At 68.7% G+C, this 22142-nt stretch carries 19 protein-coding genes; 13 read left to right on the forward strand and 6 right to left on the reverse strand.

Annotated features, from left to right (window positions below; genetic code table 11):
* Positions 1 to 13 precede the first annotated feature (13 nt).
* Together ATK74_RS15255 and ATK74_RS01625 are read right to left on the reverse strand one after the other, a co-directional pair.
* Positions 14 to 187, reverse strand: coding sequence for a hypothetical protein (locus ATK74_RS15255; protein ID WP_169923686.1), 174 nt, complete (start codon positions 185 to 187; stop codon positions 14 to 16).
* A complete protein-coding gene (locus ATK74_RS01625; RefSeq protein ID WP_169923687.1) occupies positions 184 to 1398 on the reverse strand; it encodes a PspC domain-containing protein in 1215 nt (404 codons plus the stop codon). The genes ATK74_RS15255 and ATK74_RS01625 overlap by 4 nt, the downstream gene beginning before the upstream one ends.
* 311 nt (positions 1399 to 1709) lie before the next feature.
* On the opposite strand from ATK74_RS01625, the gene ATK74_RS01630 reads away from it, so the two are divergent.
* The 6 genes from ATK74_RS01630 to ATK74_RS01655 all read left to right on the forward strand — a co-directional run bounded on the left by ATK74_RS01630 (position 1710) and on the right by ATK74_RS01655 (position 8030).
* Complete coding sequence (locus tag ATK74_RS01630; protein WP_098459410.1) at positions 1710 to 3026, forward strand: ABC transporter substrate-binding protein; 1317 nt, start codon at positions 1710 to 1712, stop codon at positions 3024 to 3026.
* A 78-nt stretch (positions 3027 to 3104) separates the two neighbouring features.
* Complete coding sequence (locus ATK74_RS01635) at positions 3105 to 4040, forward strand: carbohydrate ABC transporter permease (protein WP_098459411.1); 936 nt, start codon at positions 3105 to 3107, stop codon at positions 4038 to 4040.
* Entirely contained in the window at positions 4037 to 4951 is a 915-nt protein-coding gene (locus ATK74_RS01640) for a carbohydrate ABC transporter permease (RefSeq protein WP_098459412.1), read from the forward strand. Before ATK74_RS01635 ends, ATK74_RS01640 begins: the two co-directional genes overlap by 4 nt.
* A gap of 171 nt (positions 4952 to 5122) precedes the next feature.
* Positions 5123 to 6136 (forward strand): LacI family DNA-binding transcriptional regulator, encoded by a 1014-nt coding sequence (locus ATK74_RS01645; protein WP_098459413.1) that lies wholly within the window; start codon positions 5123 to 5125, stop codon positions 6134 to 6136.
* The gene (locus ATK74_RS01650; RefSeq protein WP_098459414.1) at positions 6133 to 7371 is read left to right on the forward strand and encodes an ATP-binding protein; all 1239 of its coding nucleotides are present in this window, start codon (positions 6133 to 6135) and stop codon (positions 7369 to 7371) included. Before ATK74_RS01645 ends, ATK74_RS01650 begins: the two co-directional genes overlap by 4 nt.
* Positions 7368 to 8030: a LuxR C-terminal-related transcriptional regulator gene (locus ATK74_RS01655; RefSeq protein WP_098459415.1), complete on the forward strand. Its 663-nt coding sequence runs from the start codon at positions 7368 to 7370 to the stop codon at positions 8028 to 8030. Before ATK74_RS01650 ends, ATK74_RS01655 begins: the two co-directional genes overlap by 4 nt.
* A 30-nt stretch (positions 8031 to 8060) precedes the next feature.
* Here the strand turns inward: ATK74_RS01655 and ATK74_RS01660 are convergent, their stop codons facing one another.
* On the reverse strand, positions 8061 to 8315 hold the full coding sequence (locus ATK74_RS01660) for a GlsB/YeaQ/YmgE family stress response membrane protein (protein WP_098459416.1): 255 nt from the start codon (positions 8313 to 8315) through the stop codon (positions 8061 to 8063).
* 120 nt (positions 8316 to 8435) lie between these two features.
* Here ATK74_RS01660 and pcrA point away from each other — a divergent pair, with 120 nt between their 5' ends.
* Entirely contained in the window at positions 8436 to 10841 is a 2406-nt protein-coding gene (gene pcrA / locus ATK74_RS01665; RefSeq protein ID WP_098459417.1) for a DNA helicase PcrA, read from the forward strand.
* Here pcrA and ATK74_RS01670 read toward each other — a convergent pair.
* Complete coding sequence (locus tag ATK74_RS01670) at positions 10838 to 12019, reverse strand: ROK family transcriptional regulator (protein WP_098459418.1); 1182 nt, start codon at positions 12017 to 12019, stop codon at positions 10838 to 10840. The genes pcrA and ATK74_RS01670 overlap by 4 nt on opposite strands.
* Before the next feature lie 41 nt (positions 12020 to 12060).
* Between ATK74_RS01670 and ATK74_RS01675 the strand changes: the two genes are divergently transcribed.
* Positions 12061 to 13260: an MFS transporter gene (locus ATK74_RS01675; RefSeq protein WP_169923688.1), complete on the forward strand. Its 1200-nt coding sequence runs from the start codon at positions 12061 to 12063 to the stop codon at positions 13258 to 13260.
* A gap of 74 nt (positions 13261 to 13334) precedes the next feature.
* Here ATK74_RS01675 and ATK74_RS01680 read toward each other — a convergent pair whose 3' ends face one another.
* Positions 13335 to 14090 (reverse strand): M23 family metallopeptidase, encoded by a 756-nt coding sequence (locus ATK74_RS01680; RefSeq protein WP_143483523.1) that lies wholly within the window; start codon positions 14088 to 14090, stop codon positions 13335 to 13337.
* A gap of 239 nt (positions 14091 to 14329) precedes the next feature.
* On the opposite strand from ATK74_RS01680, the gene sucC reads away from it, so the two are divergent.
* Together sucC and sucD are read left to right on the forward strand one after the other, a co-directional pair.
* Entirely contained in the window at positions 14330 to 15598 is a 1269-nt protein-coding gene (gene sucC, locus ATK74_RS01685; RefSeq protein WP_281255351.1) for an ADP-forming succinate--CoA ligase subunit beta, read from the forward strand.
* Positions 15599 to 15608: 10 nt separating this feature from the next.
* Positions 15609 to 16487: a succinate--CoA ligase subunit alpha gene (sucD, locus tag ATK74_RS01690; protein WP_098459422.1), complete on the forward strand. Its 879-nt coding sequence runs from the start codon at positions 15609 to 15611 to the stop codon at positions 16485 to 16487.
* 63 nt (positions 16488 to 16550) lie between these two features.
* Here sucD and ATK74_RS01695 read toward each other — a convergent pair whose 3' ends face one another.
* Positions 16551 to 18584, reverse strand: coding sequence for a hypothetical protein (locus tag ATK74_RS01695; protein WP_143483524.1), 2034 nt, complete (start codon positions 18582 to 18584; stop codon positions 16551 to 16553).
* A 135-nt stretch (positions 18585 to 18719) separates the two neighbouring features.
* Here ATK74_RS01695 and ATK74_RS01700 point away from each other — a divergent pair, with 135 nt between their 5' ends.
* From ATK74_RS01700 to purH, 3 genes are all read left to right on the forward strand, one after another.
* Positions 18720 to 19943 carry a cell division protein PerM gene (locus tag ATK74_RS01700; RefSeq protein WP_098459424.1) on the forward strand — a complete coding sequence of 408 codons (1224 nt, stop codon included), beginning with the start codon at positions 18720 to 18722 and terminating at the stop codon, positions 19941 to 19943.
* Between the two features lie 66 nt (positions 19944 to 20009).
* Complete coding sequence (gene purN, locus ATK74_RS01705) at positions 20010 to 20585, forward strand: phosphoribosylglycinamide formyltransferase (protein WP_098459425.1); 576 nt, start codon at positions 20010 to 20012, stop codon at positions 20583 to 20585.
* Positions 20582 to 22141, forward strand: coding sequence for a bifunctional phosphoribosylaminoimidazolecarboxamide formyltransferase/IMP cyclohydrolase (gene purH / locus ATK74_RS01710; protein ID WP_098459426.1), 1560 nt, complete (start codon positions 20582 to 20584; stop codon positions 22139 to 22141). The genes purN and purH overlap by 4 nt, the downstream gene beginning before the upstream one ends.
* The last annotated feature ends 1 nt before the right edge of the window (position 22142 follow it).

Here is a 22142-nt window from a genome sequence, read left to right on the forward strand (position 1 = left end):
CCTTTCGTGAAACTCAGTGATGTTGGCGCGAGAGCAGGACCATTCCTGCTCCGATGACGATCAGGGCGACCGGGGCGGCGGTTCGGACGAACCCCCAGTCGACGTGGCCGAAGCTCGACCACAGGCCGATCCCGCCGAGCAGGATCGCGGCAAGTCCGAAGCCGAAGGCCGCACGATCTCGGTTCACTGGACCACCTTCACTTCTCCGACGCCGACCTTCAGGTTGATGGTCAGGGTGGGTGCATCGGCCGGCGCATCGGTGCCCAGCGAGCCGCTGATTCCGGCTCCACTGATGGAGGGCGACCCGGGATCGCTGTACTCGCCTGCTCCGACGCTCCAGACCAGCTGGCTGCGGACGTTCTTCGGCAGGACCAGGTCCACCTGGCCGGCCCCGACGTCGATGGTCACGGACTTGTCCTCGGCCAGGCTGAGCTTGCTGAAGTCGAGCCGAACATCGCCGGCGGAGTACTGGATCTGGCCGGGGATCTGAGCTCCGGTGGTGTAGCTGTCGCTGAAGCTACCCACCTTGCCCGGATGGACCGGGAACAGGAGCGAGGTGGTCGCGATGGCTGCGATCAGAGTTGCCGGCAGCAGTAGCGGCGGACGGCGCCGCCGAGACGAGATCACCAGGCCGACCCCGAACCCGGTCAGCACGGCCGCCACGTAGGGCAGCGGGCCGACACCGCCGAATGCGGCGACCAGGCCGACTCCGAGCGCGGCCAGCGCGAGCGCCGGCAGCCAGCCGGACCAGCGTCCACGCGGACGGCGCGGATGACTACGCACCTCGGGAGCCGGGTTGTCAGTGACCACCAGGTCGCGGGGTTGATTGGTGTAGGGCTGCTCCCAGCGCTGCTCGAACGCGGCCGGTTGGGCCGGGGGCATCGCCGTGGTGGCCGAGGGCAGGAGACCCGGGTTCTCGAAGCCGGGGGTCTGCTGTTCGGCCAGCCGCACTCGCCAGGCGTCCGACGCCCGCTCGAACGGGGTGGGCTCGGCCGGGCGGTGGCCGGAGGCTCCGGGCTGGCGCTTGCGGAAGCCGAAGAACCAGATGGCGAAGATGATCAGGGCCGGTCCGATGCCCACTCCGCTGAAGCCGCCGGCATACAGCAGGACGGCCGAGACGGCGAAGACGGCGACCACGACCCCCGCCATCGGCCAGCTCCGGGTGAACGGCAGCCAGCGCTGCACGGGCATCACCTGCTGGCCATCCTTCGGCATCAGCGCGATCCCGGCCAGGTAGGCGACGATGCCCAGTCCACCGAGGAAGATCGCCGCGAGTACGGCAGCCACCCGCACCACGGTGGGGTCGACACCCAAGCGGCGAGCCACGCCGGCGCAGACGCCGGCCAGCATCTTGGTGTCGGCCGGCCGGGTGATCAGCACGGGCAGGTTGTCTGGCATGCCTCTATTCAACTTTGGACGGGTCGAACGGACCATCGGGGTTGACCCCGAGCGGCCCCGTGATCCCCGCAGACGGATCCGTCGGTTCCCCTGAGCCGGACCGTCGGGGATGCCCCTTTCGGCTAGCGAGCCGCAAGATAACCATGTGATAACGAATCGCCGGAATCGGAGAGTTCGCGGCTCTTCCACTTGACCATGAGAGCGTTTGCGGTCTTGAATGGGCGAAGGCCTAAGAGCGCTCTCAGCGCCATGGCCTGTCACCTATGCATGATCCGCGGGCACCGGGCCCGCAGACTGACGAAGGAGTCCACATGCGTTCATCCCTGTTGCGAGGAGCGGCGGTCACCGCTGGCCTGGCGCTGTTGCTGGTCGGGTGCTCGGGCCCGGCGGCTACGCCGTCGGCCAGTGCCCCGGCGTCACCCTCCGCCAGCGCTCCCAGTGAAGAGAAGGTCACTCTCACTGTCGCGACCTTCAACGAGTTCGGCTACGAAGATCTGTTCGCGGAGTACACCAAGGCTCACCCGAACGTCACCATCACCCCGAAGAAGGCCGCAACCTCCAACGAGGCTCGCGAGAACTACTTCAACAAGCTGGCTGCCGGCTCCGGTCTGTCCGACATCGAGGCCATCGAGGTCGACTGGCTGCCCGACGTCATGCAGACCGCTGACAAGCTGTACGACCTCTCCGGCGACGACGTCAAGGGCCGCTGGCTGGACTGGAAGGAAGCCGCTGGCACCGCTCCGGACGGCAAGCTGGTCGCCTACGGCACTGACATCGGCCCCGAGGGCGTCTGCTACCGCGCCGACCTGTTCAAGAAGGCCGGTCTGCCGACCGACCGCGCAGAGGTCGCCAAGGCTCTGGGCAGCACCTGGGATGACTACTTCGCGCTGGGCAAGAAGTTCGTTGCCAAGTCCAACGGCGTGGCCTGGTTCGACTCCGCTGACGCGATCATGCAGGGCCAGATCAACCAGCTGAAGAACGCTTTCTCCTCCACCGAGCCCGAGGAAACCCTCATCCCGCTGGGTGACAACGCTCCGGTCAAGGCTCAGTACGACTCCATCCTGAAGGCCGCCGTCGACGACAAGCTGTCGGCGCACCTGCAGCAGTGGCAGCCGGACTGGGTGGACGCCTTCCAGAAGGGCAAGTTCGCCACCATGCTCTGCCCGGGCTGGATGCTCGGTGTCATCGAGGGCAACGCCAAGGGCATCGAGGGCTGGGACATCGCCAACACCTTCCCCGGTGGCGGCGGCAACTGGGGCGGCTCGTACCTGACCGTTCCGGCGCAGGGTGCGCACACCAAGGAAGCTCGCGACCTGGCTGCGTGGCTGACCGCTCCCGAGCAGCAGATCAAGGCCTTCAAGGCCAAGGGCACCTTCCCGAGCCAGAAGCAGGCTCTGACCAGCCCCGATCTGCTGAGCGTCACCAATAAGTTCTTCAACAACGCTCCGACCGGCCAGATCCTGGCTGACCGGGCGAACGCGGTCCCGTTCAACCCGTTCAAGGGCCCGCAGTACTTCGCAGTACGCCAGGTGATTGCTGATGCGATCAACCGGGTCGACGTGACCAAGAAGCAGAATGCTGCTGATTCTTGGGCGCAGGCCATCAAGGAGTTCAACGCTCTCGGCTGAGCTGATTCCTTCTAGCCTTGTGGGCAGGGCGGTCAATCCCGTCCTGCCCACAAGTCCGACCCGAGAGGACTTACACACATGACCTGGCGCCAGCGCCTGAGCCGGTGGGACGTCAAGAGCGCTCCCTACCTGTACATCGCACCGTTCTTCCTGCTTTTCGCTCTGGTGGGCCTGTTCCCGCTGCTCTACACCGGCTGGGTGGCCCTGAACAAATGGAGCCTGGTCAAGGGAAATCAAGGCTTCATCGGCCTCGCGAACTTCCAGTACGTGTTGGCGCAGCCCCGCTTCTGGGACGGCGTGACCAACACCTTCTCGATCTTCCTGCTCTCCTCGGTACCGCAGATCTTTCTGGCGATCGGAATCGCCGCGGTGCTGAACGCCAACCTGCGCGCCAAGACCTTCTGGCGGATGGGCGTCCTGGTGCCCTACGTGGTGGCACCGGTGGCCGTCTCGCTGGTCTTCGGCAAGCTCTTCGCCGACGAGTCCGGCGTGGTCAACGCCATCCTCACCAACATCGGCCTGGATCCGATCGGCTGGCACTCGAACCGGTTCTGGTCGCATGTGGCGATCGCCACCATGGTCAACTTCCGGTGGACCGGCTACAACACTTTGATCTTCCTGGCCGCCATGCAGGCCATCCCGAACGACGTCATCGAGGCGTCCATCGTGGACGGCGCCAACCGCTGGCAGAGCTTCTTCTCGGTCACGGTCCCGATGTTGCGCCCGACCATCATCTTCGTGGTGATCACCTCAACCATCGGTGGCCTGCAGATCTTCGATGAGCCACGGTTGTTCGACAACTTCTCTCTCGGTGGGCCGGATCGGGAGTGGATGACAGTCACGATGTATCTCTATGAGCTCGGCTGGAACGTCCAGAAGAACCTGGGGAGATCCGCCGCAGTCGCCTGGCTGTTGTTCCTGATCATCGTGATCTTCGCGCTGATCAACTACGCCATCACTCGCCGGATCGCCAGCAGCGACACCCGCCCGAACCGAAAGGCGCTGGTCAAATGAGCTCCGTCGCATCCGCCCACCAGTTGGCCGGCGCGGGCGCCGGCCGAGCCGCTGCCCGGCGCCGCCGCCGCTCGCAGATGACCGAGGGTCAGCGCCGTCCGGGTTGGGTGACCTACACCCTGCTCAGCCTGGTGATCCTGATCTCGGTGATCCCGCTGTACTACGCGTTCCTGTTGTCCTCCTCGACGGCCGGCGACATCGCGCGCAACCCGATCCCGTCCCCGATCCCGCAGGGCCACTTCTTCGAGAACGTGATGCGGGTGCTGAACTCCGGCATCGGCTTCTGGGGTGCGATCGGCAACAGCGTCATCGTCAGCGTGGTGACCGCTTTCCTGGTGGTGTTCTTCTCCACGCTGGCCGGCTACTCGTTCGCCAAGCTGCAGTTCCGCGGACGCAATGGGCTGCTGGCCTTCGTGATCGGCACCATGGCCGTGCCGACCCAGCTCGGCATCATCCCGCTGTTCATCATCATGTCGAACCTGGGCTGGTCCGGGAAGCTGATCGCGGTCATCGTCCCCGGCGCAGTCACCGCCTTCGGTGTGTTCTGGATGACCCAGTACCTGTCGGAGGCATTGCCCTACGAGCTGATCGAAGCGGCCCGGGTCGACGGCTGCTCGATGATCCGGACGTTCTGGCACGTGGCGCTTCCGGCGGCTCGTCCGGCGGCGGCCATGCTCGCTCTGTTCACCTTCGTGGGTAGCTGGACGAACTTCTTCTGGCCGTTCATCGTGCTCGGCTCGTCCAACCCGACCCTGCCGGTGGCCCTGCAGTTGCTGCAGGCGTCCTACTTCAAGGACATGTCGCTGATCATGGCCGGTGTGGTTCTGGCCACCTTGCCGCTGTTGGCGCTGTTTGCCGTAGCCGGGCGGCATCTGGTGTCCGGGATCATGGCGGGGGCGGTCAAGGGCTGAGCCTGCACCCCGCTGGGGGCAGGTGGAGAGGTGTGCTGACCCAGCGGTCTGTCCTGGTGGGCGCTGTCGGGTTGGTTCGGTAGGGTGCTGCTGCCTCGTGGTGGTGAGCCCCGGCCGGAAACGTAGGTGCGCAGTACCGGATGATCGATGGAACGCTGAGGAGGCGCCAAGATGCCGAGGATGATCGCCGCGGCTGGGGTACCGACTCTTGAGGACGTGGCCAAGCTGGCCGGCGTCTCCAGAGCCACTGTGTCGCGCGTCGTGAATGCGGCTCCGCTGGTCGCCGAGGCGACCGTGGTCGCCGTGCAGCGGGCCATCGACCAACTCGGCTACCAGCCCAACCGGGCGGCCCGGGCCCTGGTCACCCGGCGAACCGGCGTGGTCGCCGTGCTCGTCGTCGAGACCGACTATCTGGTGTTCCGCGATCCCTACTTCCCGCAGGCCTATCACGGCGCCTTGCAGGCGTTCCGGGAATCCGACGTCCAGGTTGTGCTGGCCATGGCTCGTCCCGGCGAGAAGCCGACCGAGATGGTCCGCTACCTCGAGTCGGGGCACCTGGACGGGGCGATCGTGCTGTCTCATCACGGTCCCGAACTGGCTCAGGCCATGGAGGCGTCCCGGCAGCCGGTGGTCTTCGTCGGCAACCCGGAGACCGAAGGGGTCTGCTACGTCGACCTGGACAACGTCCAGGCCGCCCGGACCGCTACTCAGCACCTGATCGCCGGTGGCTGCCGCAAGATCGCCACCGTCACCGGCCCGCTGGACATGGTCTCTGGTCGCAACCGCCTGCAGGGTTTCGGGGAGGCGATGACCGACGCCGGGCTGGATCCGACCTGGTACGTCGAGGGTGACTACTCCGGCGTGTCCGGACGTCGGGTGGCCAAGCTGATCGAGGAACACCCGGACATCGACGGGCTGTTCGTGGCCAATGACCTGATGGCGATCGGCGCAATCTCAATGCTGCGGGATACTGGACGTCGGGTCCCCGACGACATTCGGCTGGTCGGCTTCGACAACTCCGAAGCTGCTGAGCAGGTGTCGCCGCACTTGACCACGATGACCAACCCGTCCGACGAGCACACCAGAATCGCAGCCGAGATGTTGATCCAACTGATGGCCGGCGTCCGCCCGGAGCCGCCCACTGTCGTGCTGCCGAGTGAGCTGGTGGTCCGCGAGTCGGCATGAGCGAGGAGCAGGTCGTCCGCTCGACCCGGCCGCTGAGTACGGCATGGATCGGCGGGGTCTGTGCGGGGCTGGCCGACCATCTGGGCTGGCCGGTGCTGCTGGTCCGGCTCGGTTTCGTGGTGGTCTCGGCCTTCGCGCTGACCGGCCTGTGGGCCTACCTGGTGCTGTGGCTGGCCATGCCGCGGACCGCGGCCGAACGCTCGGCGCCCGGCCTGGAGGCGAACGCCCGGGCCGGAATGCGCTCAACCTCTGCAGTCAGCTTCAGTGGCGTCGACCTCAGCCTGGCTACGGCATTGGCGCTGCTCGGTATCGGCCTGACCTGGATGGTGCAGGTCAGTGGCTGGGGACTGCCGCCCCGCGTGCTGGCCGTCGGTCTGCTCACCGGCGGTGGCCTGGGCATGATCTGGTGGCAGGCCGACCACGTCTCCACCCGCGAGGTCGTCCGCGGCACCGGCTGGCGACGGCTGGTGGCCCCACTGGTCCGGCACTGGTCCTCGGTGGTCGGCATCCTGGTCGGGCTGAGTTCGCTGGCGGCCGCCGTCGCGGTGCTGGTGCTGAGCAGCGGCCTGGACGAGGTGGCCCGGACGATCCTGCTGCTGGGCGCATCGGTGGCAGCGCTCGTCCTGGCCGTTCTGCCGTGGATCATCCGGGTGCGCCAGACCCTGGCCGAAGCTCGGCAGGAGGCCATGCTGGCCGATGCCCGGGCCGATATGGCCGCCCACCTGCACGACTCGGTGCTCCAAACCCTGGCCCTGATCCAGCGCCAGGCCGGCGACCCGAAGAAGGTGACTGCGCTAGCTCGCCGCCAGGAGCGGGAGCTGCGCCAGTGGCTCTACGGCGATGCGCCGACCGGCGGCAGCCTGGTCGAGGCGCTCACCGCTGAACTGCTCGACGTCGAGGACACCCACGGGGTGGATGTGGAACTGGTGTCGGTCGGCGACACCGAGCTCACCCCCGAACTGGCGGCCGTGGTCCGGGCCAGCCGGGAGGCCATGGTGAACGCCGCCAAGCACTCCGGTGCCGAGCGCGTGGACGTCTTCGCCGAGGCCGACGAGGATCTGGTCAGCGTCTTCATCAGGGATCGCGGCAAGGGTTTCGACCTGGCCGAGATCGATGACGACCGGATGGGAGTGCGGGCTTCGATCGTGGAACGAGTCAAGCGGGCCGGCGGACGGGCCATAATCAGGACAGCGCCCGGAGAGGGCACCGAAGTCAGACTGGAGTTGCCCCGATGAGTGAGACCGAAACCACACCGGCCGCCTGGCGAGTGGTGGTCGTCGACGACCATGCCATGTTCCGCAGCGGGGTCAAGCACGACATCGGCGGACGCGTCCAGCTGGTCGGCGAGGGCGAGGACGTCCCCACCGCCGTGGCGGCCATTCTGGCGGCGATGCCCGATGTGGTGCTGCTGGACGTCCACCTGCCCGGCGGGGGCGGCATCGAGGTGATCAAGCAGGTGACCGCCACCGAGCCGAGCATGAAGTTCTTGGCCCTGTCGGTCTCCGACGCCGCCGAGGACGTGATCGGCGTGATCCGGGCCGGGGCTAGGGGTTATGTGACCAAGTCGATCTCGGCCGACGAACTGGTCGAGGCCATCGGACGGGTGGCTACCGGTGATGCGGTGTTCTCGCCGCGGCTGGCCGGCTTCGTCCTGGACGCCTTCTCCGGCGCCATCGACGTGGCCAGCATCGACGAGGATCTGGACCGGCTCTCGGTGCGCGAGCGCGAGGTGCTTCGGCTGATCGCCCGCGGCTACGCCTACAAGGAGATCGCCAAGGAGCTGTTCATCTCGATCAAGACCGTCGAGACCCACGTGTCGTCGGTGCTGCGCAAGCTGCAGCTGTCCAACCGCCACCAGCTGACCCGCTGGGCCACCGACCGCAAGCTGGTCTGACCGGGCCCAGGGCCCGGCCAGACCACGCGGTCAGCGCTTGCGGCCGGTGATCACTCCGCGCAACCAGAGCACGAGCACCGAGCCACCGATCGCCAACAGCCACGACCACGGCGAGAAGAAGCCAGTGACGCCGTGATCGAAGATCGCGCTGCCGATCCAGCCGCCGACCACGCCACCGATCAGGCCGGTCAGCAGGCTGGAGAGCCAGCCGCCGCCTTCCTTCATGATCGACTTGGCGATCGCACCGGCGATCAGTCCCATCAGGATCCATCCAATGAAGTTCATGTGAGCCACGCTATGCCGATCCACCGCCTGCCGATATCGGGGGCCTCCACGAGTCGACCCCAGCCCAACCATGGGTCGAGCCGGGTCTTTGAGGGTGGCTCGGCGTAGGCTTTGCGAGCCATGCCTGATTCGATGCTGCCCAGTCTTTTCGACGACGCCTTCCCGCGACCGGCCGAAGCCACCCCGGTCCCCGCTGCGGCACCGGAGCCCTCGCGGCGTGCGGTGGACGAAGCCGAGCTGTTGGCCGGGTTGAACCCGCCGCAGCGCGAAGCCGTCCTACACGCCGGATCACCGGTCCTGGTGGTGGCCGGTGCCGGCTCGGGCAAGACCCGGGTCCTGACCCGGCGGATCGCCCACCTGGTCAGCCAGCGCGGCGTCCACCCCGGCTCGATCCTGGCCATCACGTTCACCAACAAGGCGGCCGCCGAGATGCGGCACCGGGTGGTCGACCTGGTCGGCAACCGAGCCCGGATCATGTGGGTGTCCACCTTCCACTCGGCCTGTGTGCGGATCCTGCGCAGCGACATCAATCGGTTCGGAATGAACCGGACGTTCTCGATCTACGACGACACCGACGCCAAGCGGCTGATGCAGCTGGTGCTGCGCGACGCCCAGGCCGACCCAAAGCGGTTCCCGCCGCGGGCCGTACTGAACTGGGTCTCGAACAACAAGAACCAGCTGGTCGACTTCGAGACCGCGCGGGCTCAGGCGTCCACCCCGAACGAGGAGGTGTACGCCGACGCCTACGCCGAGTATCAGCGCCGGCTCCGGGCGGCCAATGCGCTGGACTTCGATGACCTGATCATGACCACGGTGCACCTGCTGCAGTCCTTCCCGGACCTGCGTGAGCAGTACCGGCGCCGGTTCCGGCACGTCCTGGTGGACGAGTACCAGGACACCAACCATGCCCAGTACGCGCTGATCCGCGAGCTGTGCGGCGTCCACCCCGCCGAGCCGGACGCCGTGCTGGTCGAACCCCCCGAGCTGCTGGTGGTGGGTGACTCGGACCAGTCGATCTACGCCTTCCGAGGCGCCACCATCCGCAACATCCTGGACTTCGAGACCGACTTCCCCGGTGCCCGGACCATCGTGCTCGAGCAGAACTACCGCTCCACCCAGAACATCCTCAGCGCGGCCAATGCGGTGATCACCCGCAACCCGGATCGTCCGGCCAAGCGGCTGTGGTCCCAGGCCGGGGACGGGGATTTGCTGGTCGGCTATGTGGCCGACACCGAGCACGACGAGGCCCAGTTCGTGGCCGACGAGATCGACCGACTCTCCGATGCCGGGGTGACCAAGCCCGGTCAGGTGGCGGTGTTCTACCGGACCAATGCCCAGTCCCGAGCCTTTGAAGAGGTGTTCATCCGGGTCGGCATGCCCTACCGGGTGGTCGGCGGCGTCCGGTTCTATGAGCGCAAGGAGATCCGGGACGCGATCTCGTACCTGCGGGCCATCGCCAACCCCGACGACGATGTCTCGGTGCGCCGGGTGCTGAACGTGCCCAAGCGCGGCATCGGCGACCGCGCCGAGGCCATGATCGAAGCCTTTGCGGCCAGCCAGCAGCTCTCGTTCGGGGCGGCCGTGGATCGCGCCGATGAGATCCCCGGGCTGGCGGCTCGCTCGCTGACCCAGGTGAAGCTGTTCGCGGGACTGCTGGCCGAGCAGCGGGCCGCGGTGGCCGCCGGGGTGCCGGCCGACCAGATCCTGGCCGCGATCCTGCAGAGTTCGGGCTACACCGACGAGCTGAGTGCATCCTCCGACCCGCAGGACGAGACCCGACTGGAGAACCTGGTCGAGTTGGTCAGTGTGGCCCAGGAGTTCGTGGCAGCCGCCCACGCCGTCGATCTGCCCGCCGATGGCGGCGAGCTGGCTGCGGCCGCTCCCGAGCCGGACGACTCGCTGCCGGCCTTCCTGGAGCGGATCGCCCTGGTCGCCGACTCCGATCAGCTGCCCGACAACGACCCGGACGCGGCCGGTGTGGTCACCTTGATGACTCTGCACACCGCCAAGGGCCTGGAGTTCGACACCGTCTTCCTGACCGGCTTCGAGGAGGGGATCTTCCCCCACGAGCGGGCCATGTTCGACAAGTCCGAGCTCGAGGAGGAGCGCCGCCTGGCCTACGTGGGGATCACCCGCGCCCGGCAGCGGCTCTACCTCACCCGGGCCACCGTGCGCACCATGTGGGGCTCGCCGAAGTACAACCCGGCCAGCCGGTTCACCGACGAAATCCCCGAGGCGCTGATCGACTGGCGTCGGCTCGGGCTGGCTCGGACCAGTTTCGTGACCAGTTCCACCCAGCGCCAGGCCGAGGGCCGACGCAGCCTGAGCCCGTCGTTCGGGAACGCGGCACCGATCAAGACCGTGGCCTCAGTCGAGGTGGGCGATCGGGTGCTGCACACCACCTTCGGACTGGGATCGGTGGTTGCCACCAGCGGAGTCGGGGACGCGGCCAAGGCCGATGTGGACTTCGGCTCGGCCGGGGTGAAGCGGCTCTCGCTGAAGTACGCGCCGATGGAGAAGCTCTAGTCCTCGCCAGCCCATCGGCTCAGGGCCGCCGGGCTGAGCACCTGGTCCAGGGCCAGTTCGACGGCGCCGACCAGGGGGCCGTCCTGGTTCAGGGCGGCGTCGAGGACCGGCGGCGGGCTGCTGCGCCGGTAGCTCATCAGTGCCTGGGCGAAGGCCGCGTCGAAGTCGCCGGCGGCCAGCCGACGCAACTCGGTGGCCAGCCCGGAGATGGTGACCAGTTCGGGATCCAGCGCGTTCACCAGGCCGGCCAGGCCGCGTCCCAGGGAGGCGGCCTGGGCTCGGGTCTCGGCGGCCGGAGCGTCCGGATCCTGACCGGCCAGCCACTCGCGGACCGCGGTGACCTCCTGCGCAGGTCCGGCCAGCTCGAGTTCGAGGTCGCGGGCCATCGCTCGGGCGCCCAGATCGACGTCCCAGCAGCCCACGGCGCCGCAGCTGCACTGCAGGCCGGCCCGGCCCAGTGGCAGGTGGCCGTACTCGGCGCTGGCCCCGGTGGCACCCAGGATCGGCTCACCGTCTTGGCAGCTGCCGCCACCGGCACCACTGAGCACCATCAGGTGGGTGCTCACCCGGGCCTGGCGAGCGGCACCGCGGCGGGCCTCGGCCACGGCTGCCAGGGTGGCGTCGTTGTTGCAGAGCAGTAGGCCGCCGGCGCCCAGGGCGTCCAGGCTCACCTGCTGCCAGCCGAGGACGGCGGACTGGACGACCGTGGTGCCGGCCATGGTCCCGGCCAGGGACACCGACGTCGCACCAATCCGATCGCGATAGTGGCGCCGGTAGTCCTCCAGCGCCGCGCCGACCGCGGCCAGGATGGTGGCGGGGGAGTAGTCCTGATGCTCGCCGCTGTGCTGCTCGGCCAGTCGCCCGTCCACCCCGGCCAGGGCGGTCCGCCAGCCGGTGGCGCTGATCTCGGCGGCCAGCACAAGCGGTCCGGACGGATGGGGCACCAGCCGGGTGCTCGGCCGTCCGCGCCCGGTCGGGGTGGCCGCCACCTCGTCGATCAGCCGGACCGTTTGTAGGCGGCTGACCAGGTCGGTCATAGTCCCCGAACTCAGGTGCAGGCTCTTGGTCAGCGCGGCCCGGCTGGCCTCAGGCTCGCGGCGGACGGCCCTCAGGACGTCCGCGGCCACCGACCAGCGCAGCTCCTGCCGGCGCCGTACCGGGGGTCGCGAAGATGCCATGGACGGGATTATACTCGCCGGACGAGCTTAAGAATGGAGTCATGGTGAGTCCCGAAGAAGCGGCCGCCCGTCCCGCCGCGATCGAACCGGCGGGCACGTTCCACCGCGACGGATCGACCTGGCTGATCTACCTGATCTGGGCGGCGCTGGGCTTTGCGGTGAACGGACTGGGCAGCGTGCTGCTGCCACTGAAGGAACAACTCGGTCTGACCACTGTGCAGACCAGCCTGTACTCGGCCTTCTTCGCGATCGGACTGGTGCTGACCGGCCTGGTCGGGCATCGCCTGGTCGAGCGTGTCGGACGCCGTCGGCTGCTGATGATCGTGCTGGCCCTGGTCGGTGCCGGCGCGCTGGTGATGACCCTCGGCACCGTGGTGACCACCTTCGTCGGCGCGGCCGGAATCGGCTTCGGGGCGGCCCTGATGATCCAGGTCCTGCCGGTGGAACTCGTCGGGCTCCAGCCGGCGCATGCACCCCGGGCCCTCTCCGAGGCGAACTCGCTGTCCAGCATCGCCGGCATCATCGCTCCGTTCGGCGTGGCCTGGGCGCTGTCGGCCGGCCTGGGCTGGGCGTTCGGCTACTCGATCCCGTTGGCCGTCGCGGCCGGACTCTCGATGATCGGACTCTTTGTCGCCCGGCAGCGGGCCGCGGCCCAAGACAACCCGACGGTTCCCGACGCGCCCACCGCGGCAGCGCCGGTGGAGTCGCCGTGGCGACCCTGGATCGAGATGGTCGGATCGGTCGCCGTGGAGTTCTGCTTCGTGCTCTGGTCGGCCACGGCCGTGGCCAGCTGGCACCGGGTCGACACCTCGCTGGCGACCCTGATCGCGGGCTGCTTCCTGGTCGGAATGGGGGTCGGACGCTTCGTCGGCGCACCGCTGGCCGGACGTTTCGGCGTCCGCAACACCACCATCGGCTGTCTGCTGCTGGCTCTGGTGGGCTCGCTCGCCTTCTGGTTCGCCGGCAACCACTGGATCGCCGCCGGTGCGCTGCTGATCGGCGGGCTGGGGGTATCGCTGCTCTACCCGTTGACGCTGTCTCGGCTGCTCGCCGCGGACCCGCTGGATACCGATCGGGCCACCTCGCGCAGTGCGCTGGCCTCCGGGGTGGCGATTCTCAGCGTGCCGCCGTTGCTGGCCGGCCTGGCCGATCTGATCGGCCTGCACCTGGCATTCCTGGTCGCCCCGGGGATTCTGGTGGCCCTGATCGGACGCAACCTGTGGCCGAGGGCGAAGCGCTGAGCTGACGGCAGCCAGAGCGTCGGGGCGCTGACGCGGTGGAAACAGAAGCCCTGCGCCGAGTGATCCGGGCGGGCTCAGTTGTTGGTGGAGGTCTTCGCGTCCTTGTTGTCGGACGAGGTCTTGGCTTCCTTGTTCCAGCCGATGAACTCCATCGGGTCGGTCCCGCTGCCGTTCTTGTAGGCCGAGAAGTGCAGGTGGCAGGCGGTGGAGAGGCCGGTGTCGCCCACGTAGCCGACGACGTCGCCCTGGTTCAGGTGCTGGCCGACCGAGACCACGTAGCGAAGCATGTGCAGGTAGCCGGTCTGGACGTTGACGCCGTTGATGTCGCCGTGATCGATCCGGACGTTGTTGCCCGAGCCGCCGTTGTAGCCCATCTCGGCCTTCACCACGACGCCGGACTGCGCGGCCCAGATCGGCTGGCCGCACTTGCCGCCGATGTCGTCGCCGTCATGCATCCGCCAGTAGTGGAGGATCGGGTGGAACCGCAGGCCGTAGCCGGAGGACACGGTGCCATCGGTGGGCCACATGAACTTGGAGAGGTTCTTCAGCCGATCCGACTCGGTGCTGATCGCCTTGGCGTTGGTGGTCAGCTCTTCGGCGCGGGCGCTGCTGGCTGCCGAAGCCACGGCCTGGTCGAGACCGGCCTTGTCTTCGGCGAGCTTGCGGGCGCGGGCCGCGGCCAGGGCTGGAATGTCCGGAGTCGCGGTGGCGGAGCTGGTGGCCGGGGCGCTGATCCCCAGCGGGCCGTTGTTGGCGAAGGCCACACCGGCGCTGTTGTTGGCGGACGCGGTGAAAGTGGCGACTCCGACGGCTGCGATTCCTGAGACCACGACGACTGTGAGGGCGCGTCGCAGGATGCTCTGCAGATGGCTGGCGCCAAGCCTGTGGCTAGGGGTGGAGCCGGGGCCCGGGAGCGCACGTCGAGGCTTGTCAACCTCGAAGTTCGGATTGCTCACTGGTTACCTGTTCACTCTTGCTCGATGGCCGATCCGGCCGCCTCCGGACCAACGAACAGGAGCTTAGCATTTCTCAGGAACTTTCTCAGGATCCGGTCCAAACTGGGTACTGCTTGGCACTGATTCGGCATCCGGAGGGCGTCCGCTCCTCCCCACTACTAGGCTCGCCGCAGGTCGGCCCCCGGGCCGCGACGACAGGAGGTCGGGTGGATCTTTTCGAGTACCAGGCGCGAGACCTGTTCCAGGCTTCCGGCGTCCCGGTCCTCCCGGGCCTGGTCGCCAGCACGCCGGAAGAGGCATTCGCTGCGGCCACGAAGCTCGGCGCCGAGCTGGTCGTGGTCAAGGCTCAGGTGAAGACCGGCGGACGTGGCAAGGCCGGCGGAGTGAGGCTGGCCCGGACCCCCGAAGAGGCGGCTGCCCATGCGTCCGCGATTCTCGGGATGGACATCAAGGGTCACCTGGTGCGCCGAGTGCTGATCGCGGCCGGCGCGGACATCGCCGAGGAGTACTACTTCTCGCTGCTCCTGGATCGGACCACCGGCGGCTACCTGGCGATGTGCTCCAAGCAGGGCGGGGTCGAGATCGAGAAGCTCGCCGTCGAACAGCCCGAGGCGCTGGCCAAGCTGACGATCGATCCGCTGGTCGGGCTCGATCACCCGGCCGCGCGTGAGCTGGCCAAGCGCGCGGGGTTCACCGCCGAAGAGGCCGGGCCGATCGCGGACGTCCTGGTCAAGCTCGGCGAGGTCTACCGCGATCAGGACGCCACCCTGGTCGAGGTGAATCCCCTGGTGAAGACCACCGACGGCAAGATCATCGCCCTGGACGGCAAGGTCACCTTGGACGGTAATGCCGCCTTCCGGCACCCGGAGTGGGCGCAGTACGCCGACGACGCCGCCGAGGATCCGCTCGAACTGCGGGCCCGGGAGAAGGGCCTCAACTACGTGAAGCTGGACGGCTCGGTCGGCGTGATCGGCAACGGGGCCGGCCTGGTGATGAGCACGCTGGATGTCGTGGCCGGTGCCGGCGCTGATCTGCCGTCGCAGCCCCGTCCGGCGAACTTCCTGGACATCGGCGGCGGCGCCTCGGCTCAGGTGATGGCCAATGGCCTGGAGATCATCTTGTCCGATACCGACGTCCGGTCGGTCTTCGTCAACGTCTTCGGCGGGATCACGGCCTGCTCCGAGGTGGCAAAGGGGATCATCGATGCCCTGGCGATCCTGGGTGACCGGGCCACCAAACCGATCGTGGTCCGGCTGGACGGCAATGCGGTCGAGATCGGCCGGCACATGCTCACCGAGGCGGCGCACCCGCTGGTCGAGCTGGTGGACACCATGGACGCTGCGGCCCGCCGGGCCGCCGAACTGGCCGCTGCGGCCGAGTAGGAGTTAGCAGATGTCGATCTGGCTCGACCAGCGCGCCAAGGTGATCGTGCAGGGGATGACCGGCGGCGAAGGCCGCAAGCACACCCAGCGGATGATCGGAGCCGGCACTCGGATCGTCGCCGGTGTGACCCCGGGCAAGGGCGGACAGTCGGTGGTCTTCGAAGAAGATCCGGTCTCCGTCTACGACAGTGTGGCCGAGGCCAAGGAGGCCACCGGCGCGAACACGTCGGTGATCTTCGTCCCGGCGGCGCACACGGCCAAGGCCGTGCTGGACGCCATCGAGGCCGAGCTGGAACTGGTCGTGGTGATCACCGAGGGCGTGGCCGTCCGCGATACCGCCGAGTTCGTGGCCGCCGCCAAGCGCAGCGGCAAGACCCGGCTGATCGGCCCGAACTGCCCCGGCCTGATCAGCCCCGGGAAGTCGAATGTGGGGATCATTCCGCCCAACATCGCCGGACCCGGCCCGATCGGACTGGTCTCCAAGTCCGGCACGCTGACCTATCAGATGATGTTCGAGCTGCGGGATCTGGGCTTCTCGTCGGCGGTCGGCATCGGTGGCGACCCGGTGAACGGGACCAGCCACATCGACGCCCTCGAGGCATTCGAGGCCGACCCGCAGACTGAGGCCATCGTGCTGATCGGCGAGATCGGCGGCGATGCCGAGGAGCGGGCTGCGGCCTTCATCGCCGAGCATGTGACCAAGCCGGTGATCGGTTATGTGGCCGGATTCACGGCCCCGACCGGCAAGACCATGGGTCACGCCGGCGCCATCGTCACCGGTTCGTCGGGGACGGCGGCAGCCAAGAAGGTGGCTCTGGAGGCAGCCGGCGTCCGGGTCGGACGCACCCCGAGCGAGACCGCTGTGCTGGCCCGAGCCGCGCTTCGCTGAGCCCGTCCGTCACCGACGGGCAGGCCCGCAGGAGACTCAAGGAACCGTCCCCACGTCTCCGACTCAGGGGAGCTGGGTGACCCGCTCCGCGGCGCGCTGGACGACGGCCTTCCAGGACTCGTCACTGAAGTCGAAGTCCTTGGTGGGGTTGGCCAGCAGGTAGACCAGACGCTTGCCGACGGTGACCACCCCGACCCGGTAGAGCGGAGTGCTCTGCCCGGTCTTCTGAGTCACGTGGAAGGTGCTCCCGGAGAACTTCAGGCTGTTCGCGCCCGTGCCGGAGACCTTGGGGCCGCTGTCGACAGTGGCGGTCAGGGTGCGCTCGGCGCAGCTGGCGATGTTGGTGTTGATGGTCTTCGCCGCGGCGGTGGCCGCCTTGGCGTCGGCATAGGTGTAGGTCACCTGATCGACGCCGAAGCCGGAGGGGGCTTTGGGATCATCGGCCAGCAGCAGGGTGCGCTGGGTGTCGGCGTTTGCGCCGGACAGCCGGGTCAGGTCGACGCCTTCGCAGCCGCTGCCGAGGCTGTTCACCGGGTTGTCGGTGGAACTCCACCGACCGGAGCCGGGGGTGATTCGGGGCAGATCGGCGGCCACCAGCCAGCCGGGCTGGTTGCCGGCCGGCGGCAGGCTGGTCTTCACCTGGATGCCGGACGGGCAGGTGCCGTCCCCGCTGCTGCACTGGCGGGTCACCGAGTTGGACGCCACCGTGGCCACGGCCGTGACCGGCAGCTGGGTGCTGGTGGCCAGATCGATCAGGCTGACCGTGCGTCCGGTCCGGGAGAGCAACAGGGTGTGGTAGATCGGCTTGGCGTCCTGGACGGTGAGCATCACGGCGTTGGCCGAGTCGGTCATCCCGTCGATGGTCGATGCGCCGTTGATCACGGCTACGTCGTCCGCGCAGATGCCGGTCTGCTGCAGGCGCAGCGCGTAGGCCGTGGAGGCGCTGGTCACGTCCGGGTAGACGTCCACGATCTGCAGTAGAGAGTCGGTGGCCGAGGTCGTGGAGACGATCCGGCGGGCGCTGGTCCGCTGAGCGGCCGGTAGTCCGTCCGCGGTGGCCGGCAGGCAGAGCGGACGGGCGGCATTGGCCGCCTCCTGGGTGCCCCAGCTCTGTCCGCCGAGCGTGCCCAGCTCGGTGCTGGTCAGCAGCGGATCGATCGGAGCCTGGGCCGGGCTGTTGGTACCACTCGGAGCCGCGGAGCGCAGGCTCAGCAGGTAGATGGCCGAGATCACCAGCAGCACCACGATCGTCACGGAAGCGACGATGATCACCACCGGGCGGCTCTTCCGCTGCGGCTGCTCGGGCTGCTCCGACCCGGTCGCAGTGGACCGGACCGGGCTGGACGGCGACGTCGGCGGGGCCAGCCGGGCGGCCGCAGTAGCGGCCAGTTCCTCGGGGCTGACCTTGTGGCCGCGGGATTCCTTGCGTGCGGCCTTCGCCTCGGCCGCGGCCTGCTTGGCTGCGGCCTGCTCGGCCTTGTGCTGCTCGTCAGCGGCCCGCTTGGCCTCGGCCCGCTCGGCCTTCAGCCGGGCGGCTTCGGCCCGTCGAGCCTGGCGCGGCGACAGCTCGGGCTCGGCGGCCCGCGGAGGCGTCGGCGCGGTATCGATCGACTTCGGGAACTTGTCGAAGGAGGTCGGACCGACCGGGGCAGCCGGTGCACCCAGCGCAGACTGGGGCGATCCGGTGACACCGCTCAGCGGCACGGTCACCGACGGCGGCGCGGTCGGACGGTTCGGCGGCGGCAGCACCGGATTGAAGTCCGGGATCGGCGACAGCGGGCTGGCAGCCGAGCGGCGGGGCGCGGCCCACTCGCCGTAGGGGATGTCATTGGCCGAGAAACGGCGTCCGTGTGCTGGCGGCAGCGCGCCCTCGGGATCCGGCAGCACCGGACGGGGCGGCGGCACCGGGGTGGTCAGTTTGGCGGGCTCGTCATCGCGGAACGCAGCCAGCCGACGCATCAGCCCGGTGTCGGTCAGCGGCGAGGGTGGCTCGTAGTGGTGGCCGGCGGGCGAGTCAGGGCTCTGCGGAGAGTCGGCCCAGTCGTCGGGGATGGGCCCGAGCGCCCGCCTCGGGGTGGACGAATCGTCATTCGCCACGTTTGCCATCCCTTGCCTCGACACTGGTTGTCCGAGCCAGTGTAGTGGCGTCGGGCGTGTCCGGGACGTAGGCCGCAGCAGGTTGAGTCAGCATGGGTGGCGATGGCCAGACAGACGAACCGAGGCTCCAGCCGCGTGCAACTGCAGGTGGACAGCGCCCGCACGATTCGAATCCCGCACCTCGAAGGCGACCAGCCGCTGCTGCCGTGGCCGGTTGCCGCGATCGGCGGCGGGCTGCTCGCCGCCCTGGCCGGCTGCCTGGTGGTGGCCGGCATCGTCTTCGTGGGCTGGCTGAGCGCGATCGCCATCCCGGTGGCGGACATGCTCACCTTCGCCGGACGAGGCTGGCTGCTGGTCAACGGCGGACGTCTCGAACTGGGAGCCGGGGAGATCACCCTGGTCCCGCTCACCCTCAGCCTCGGTGTGGCCGCTCTGGTCGGCTGGATCGGTGCCTTCGGCTACCGGCAAGCTCGACTGAGCTCGGCCGTCGAGCCGGCGCCGGCCCGACGCTCGCTCCTGATCCTGGCTACCGCGGCCCAGGTCGCCCTGGGCTATACGGCATTCACCACCGGGGTGGCTTGGGGCGTGGGTGAGCTGACCGACGGCTGGGCCGGGCTGGTCGGTGCCGCCGGGCTGAGCCTGGGTGCGGCGCTGATCGGGGCGGTGACGGCCGATGGCTACCTGCTGGCTGCCCCGTGGCCGGGCTGGCTGCGGGCCGGTCTCCGCGGCGCCGGCGCCGGAGTCCTCGCTCTGGTGCTGCTGGCCGCAACCGTGCTGCTGATCGCGGTGATCCAGGGCGGTGGCCGGATCCAGAGCCTGGAGGACAGCATCGGCTTCGATACCGGCGGAGTCGTGGTGTGGGGCGCGCTGTTGGTCGGCTACCTGCCCAACCTGCTCGGCTGGGCGCTGTCCTGGGTGATCGGTGGGGGCTTCAGCGTCGGAAGCCAGACCCTGGTTTCGCTGTGGACCACCCAGCTGGGCATGGTGCCCGCGGTTCCGATCCTCGGAGTCCTGCCCGGCGACGGTCCGGCCGACCCGTGGCTGCTGAGCTGGCTGGCTGCCGGCGTTCTGGTCGGGCTGATCGCCGGACTGGTCGGAGCGCGATCAGTGATCGGGGGACCGGCATCGGCGGTGGCTGCGGCCGGGTGCGCCGGAGTGTTCGCCGGTGCGGTGTTCGTGATCTGGCTGTGGCTCAGCGGCGGTGGCTTGGGCGTCCTGCGGATGGCTGAGCTGGGGCCACGCCTGCTCGATTCGGCGCTGATCGGAGTGCCGCTGCTGGTGCTGTCGGCTCTGTTGTCCGGTGCCGTCGTCGCCGTGGTGCGGCAGCTCAGCGACCGCCGCGCGAGCGCGGCGAGCTAGCCTGCAGCGGCGTCCCGGGCTTCGGCGGGACGGGCCGGTTCGGACCGGCTTCGATAAGGTCTGGGCATGCCGCTGCGCTTGGTCGTCCTGGTTTCGGGAGCCGGCACCCTGTTGCAGGCACTCCTGGACGCGCAGGCTCAGGGCCGATTGGACGGTCGAGTGGTGGCGGTCGGATCCGATCGTCCCGGCGCGGCCGGACTGGATCGAGCGGCGGCAGCCGGAGTGCCCAGCTTCGTCCATCCGCTGGCCGCAGGCGCCGATCGGGCGTCCTGGGATCGCGAGCTCACCGCGCTGGTGGCCGGCTATCAGCCTGACCTGGTGGTCAGCGCCGGCTTCATGAAGCTGTTCGGCGCAGCCTTCCTGGAGCGCTTCGGCGATCGCATCATCAACACCCATCCCGCCTTGCTGCCGGCCTTCCCGGGCATGCATGCGGTGGCCGATGCCCTGGCCCAGGGCGTTGCGGTCACCGGAGCCACCGTGTTCCGGGTGGACGCCGGAGTCGACACCGGCGAGATCCTGGCCGCCGAGCCGGTGCCCGTCCTGCCCGGGGATGACGTCGAAACCCTGCACGAACGCATCAAGATCGTCGAGCGGCGCCTGCTGGTCGACACTGTGAACCAACTCAGCCGAGGGAGATCATGAACGACCTACTGCCCATCACGCGCGCCCTGGTGTCGGTCTACGACAAGACCGGACTGATCGAACTCGGCCAGGCGCTGGTTGCGGCCGGCGTCGAGCTGGTCTCGACCGGTTCCACGGCCGCGAAGCTGGCCGAGGCCGGGCTGCCGGTGACTGCGGTCGAGCAGGTGACCGGCTTCCCCGAATGCCTGGACGGACGGGTCAAGACCCTGCACCCGCACATCCACGCCGGCATCCTGGCCGACCGTCGGCTGGCCAGTCACCGCGCCCAGCTGGACGAGCTGGGGGTGGCCCCGTTCGACCTGGTGGTCTCCAACCTGTACCCGTTCACGCAGACCGTCGCCTCCGGGGCCGGCGTGGACGAGTGCGTCGAGCAGATCGACATCGGCGGACCGTCGATGGTCCGCGCTGCCGCCAAGAACCATCCCTCGGTGGCGGTCATCACTTCCCCCGAGCAGTACCCGGCCCTGACCGATGCCCTTGCCGCCGGCGGCTTCACCTTGGCTCAGCGTCAGGCGCTGGCCGCGGCAGCCTTCGTCCACACCGCCACCTATGACGTGGCCGTGGCCTCCTGGATGGGCAGCGTGCTCACCGACTCCAGCGCTGGGGACGGCTTCCCGGCCTGGGTCGGGGCTACCTGGGACAAGCTCGGCACCCTGCGCTACGGCGAGAACTCCCATCAGCGGGCGGCCCTGTATCGCTCCGGCGCCGCGGCCGGCGGGTTGGCCAATGCCACCCAGCTGCACGGCAAGGAGATGAGCTACAACAACTACACCGACGGCGACGCCGCCTACCGGGCCGCCTACGACTTCGATCAGCCGGCCGTGGCCGTGATCAAGCACGCCAATCCGTGTGGGATCGCCGTCGGCGCCGATATCGCCGAAGCGCACCGCAAGGCGCACGCCTGCGACCCGGTGTCGGCCTACGGCGGCGTGATCGCAGCCAACCGTCCCATCGATGCCACCGCGGCTGCCCAGATCGCCGAGATCTTCACCGAAGTGGTGATCGCGCCCAGCTACTCCGAGGAGGCGCTGGCGCTGCTGACCGCCAAGAAGAACCTGCGGGTCCTGGTGGCCGACGCCTACCCGCGCGGTGGGGTCGAGTTCAAGCCGATCAGCGGCGGGGTGCTGCTCCAGGCGTCCGACCTGATCGATGCCGATGGCGACGATCCGGCCAACTGGCAGCTGGTCGCCGGCGAAGCGGCCGATGCGGCCACCCTGGCCGACCTGGAGTTCGCCTGGCGGGCCTGCCGGGCGGTCAAGTCCAATGCCATCCTGCTGGCCAAGGACGGGGCGTCGGTCGGTGTCGGAATGGGCCAGGTGAACCGGGTCGACTCCTGCAAGCTGGCCGTCGAGCGGGCCGGGGATCGGGCGTCCGGCTCGGTGGCAGCCTCGGACGCCTTCTTCCCGTTCAACGATGGACCGACCATCCTGCTGGAGGCCGGCGTGAAGGCCATCGTCCAGCCCGGCGGTTCGATCCGCGACGAGCTGACAGTTGCCGCTGCGGCGGCGGCCGGTGTCACCATGTACTTCACCGGTACTCGCCACTTCTTCCACTGAG

The sequence above is a fragment of the Propionicimonas paludicola genome (assembly GCF_002563675.1).
Taxonomy (GTDB): domain Bacteria; phylum Actinomycetota; class Actinomycetes; order Propionibacteriales; family Propionibacteriaceae; genus Propionicimonas; species Propionicimonas paludicola.

Coding starts and splice junctions, on each gene's coding strand:
- ATK74_RS01640 (WP_098459412.1), top strand. CDS start 4,037: ATGAGCTCCGTCGCATCCGCCCACCAGTTGGCCGGCGCGGGCGCCGGC.
- sucD (WP_098459422.1), top strand. CDS start 15,609: ATGTCGATCTGGCTCGACCAGCGCGCCAAGGTGATCGTGCAGGGGATG.
- ATK74_RS01645 (WP_098459413.1), top strand. CDS start 5,123: ATGCCGAGGATGATCGCCGCGGCTGGGGTACCGACTCTTGAGGACGTG.
- ATK74_RS01630 (WP_098459410.1), top strand. CDS start 1,710: ATGCGTTCATCCCTGTTGCGAGGAGCGGCGGTCACCGCTGGCCTGGCG.
- ATK74_RS01660 (WP_098459416.1), bottom strand. CDS start 8,315: ATGAACTTCATTGGATGGATCCTGATGGGACTGATCGCCGGTGCGATC.
- purN (WP_098459425.1), top strand. CDS start 20,010: ATGCCGCTGCGCTTGGTCGTCCTGGTTTCGGGAGCCGGCACCCTGTTG.
- ATK74_RS01655 (WP_098459415.1), top strand. CDS start 7,368: ATGAGTGAGACCGAAACCACACCGGCCGCCTGGCGAGTGGTGGTCGTC.
- ATK74_RS01625 (WP_169923687.1), bottom strand. CDS start 1,398: ATGCCAGACAACCTGCCCGTGCTGATCACCCGGCCGGCCGACACCAAG.
- pcrA (WP_098459417.1), top strand. CDS start 8,436: ATGCCTGATTCGATGCTGCCCAGTCTTTTCGACGACGCCTTCCCGCGA.
- ATK74_RS01670 (WP_098459418.1), bottom strand. CDS start 12,019: ATGGCATCTTCGCGACCCCCGGTACGGCGCCGGCAGGAGCTGCGCTGG.
- purH (WP_098459426.1), top strand. CDS start 20,582: ATGAACGACCTACTGCCCATCACGCGCGCCCTGGTGTCGGTCTACGAC.
- ATK74_RS01635 (WP_098459411.1), top strand. CDS start 3,105: ATGACCTGGCGCCAGCGCCTGAGCCGGTGGGACGTCAAGAGCGCTCCC.
- ATK74_RS01650 (WP_098459414.1), top strand. CDS start 6,133: ATGAGCGAGGAGCAGGTCGTCCGCTCGACCCGGCCGCTGAGTACGGCA.
- ATK74_RS01675 (WP_169923688.1), top strand. CDS start 12,061: ATGGTGAGTCCCGAAGAAGCGGCCGCCCGTCCCGCCGCGATCGAACCG.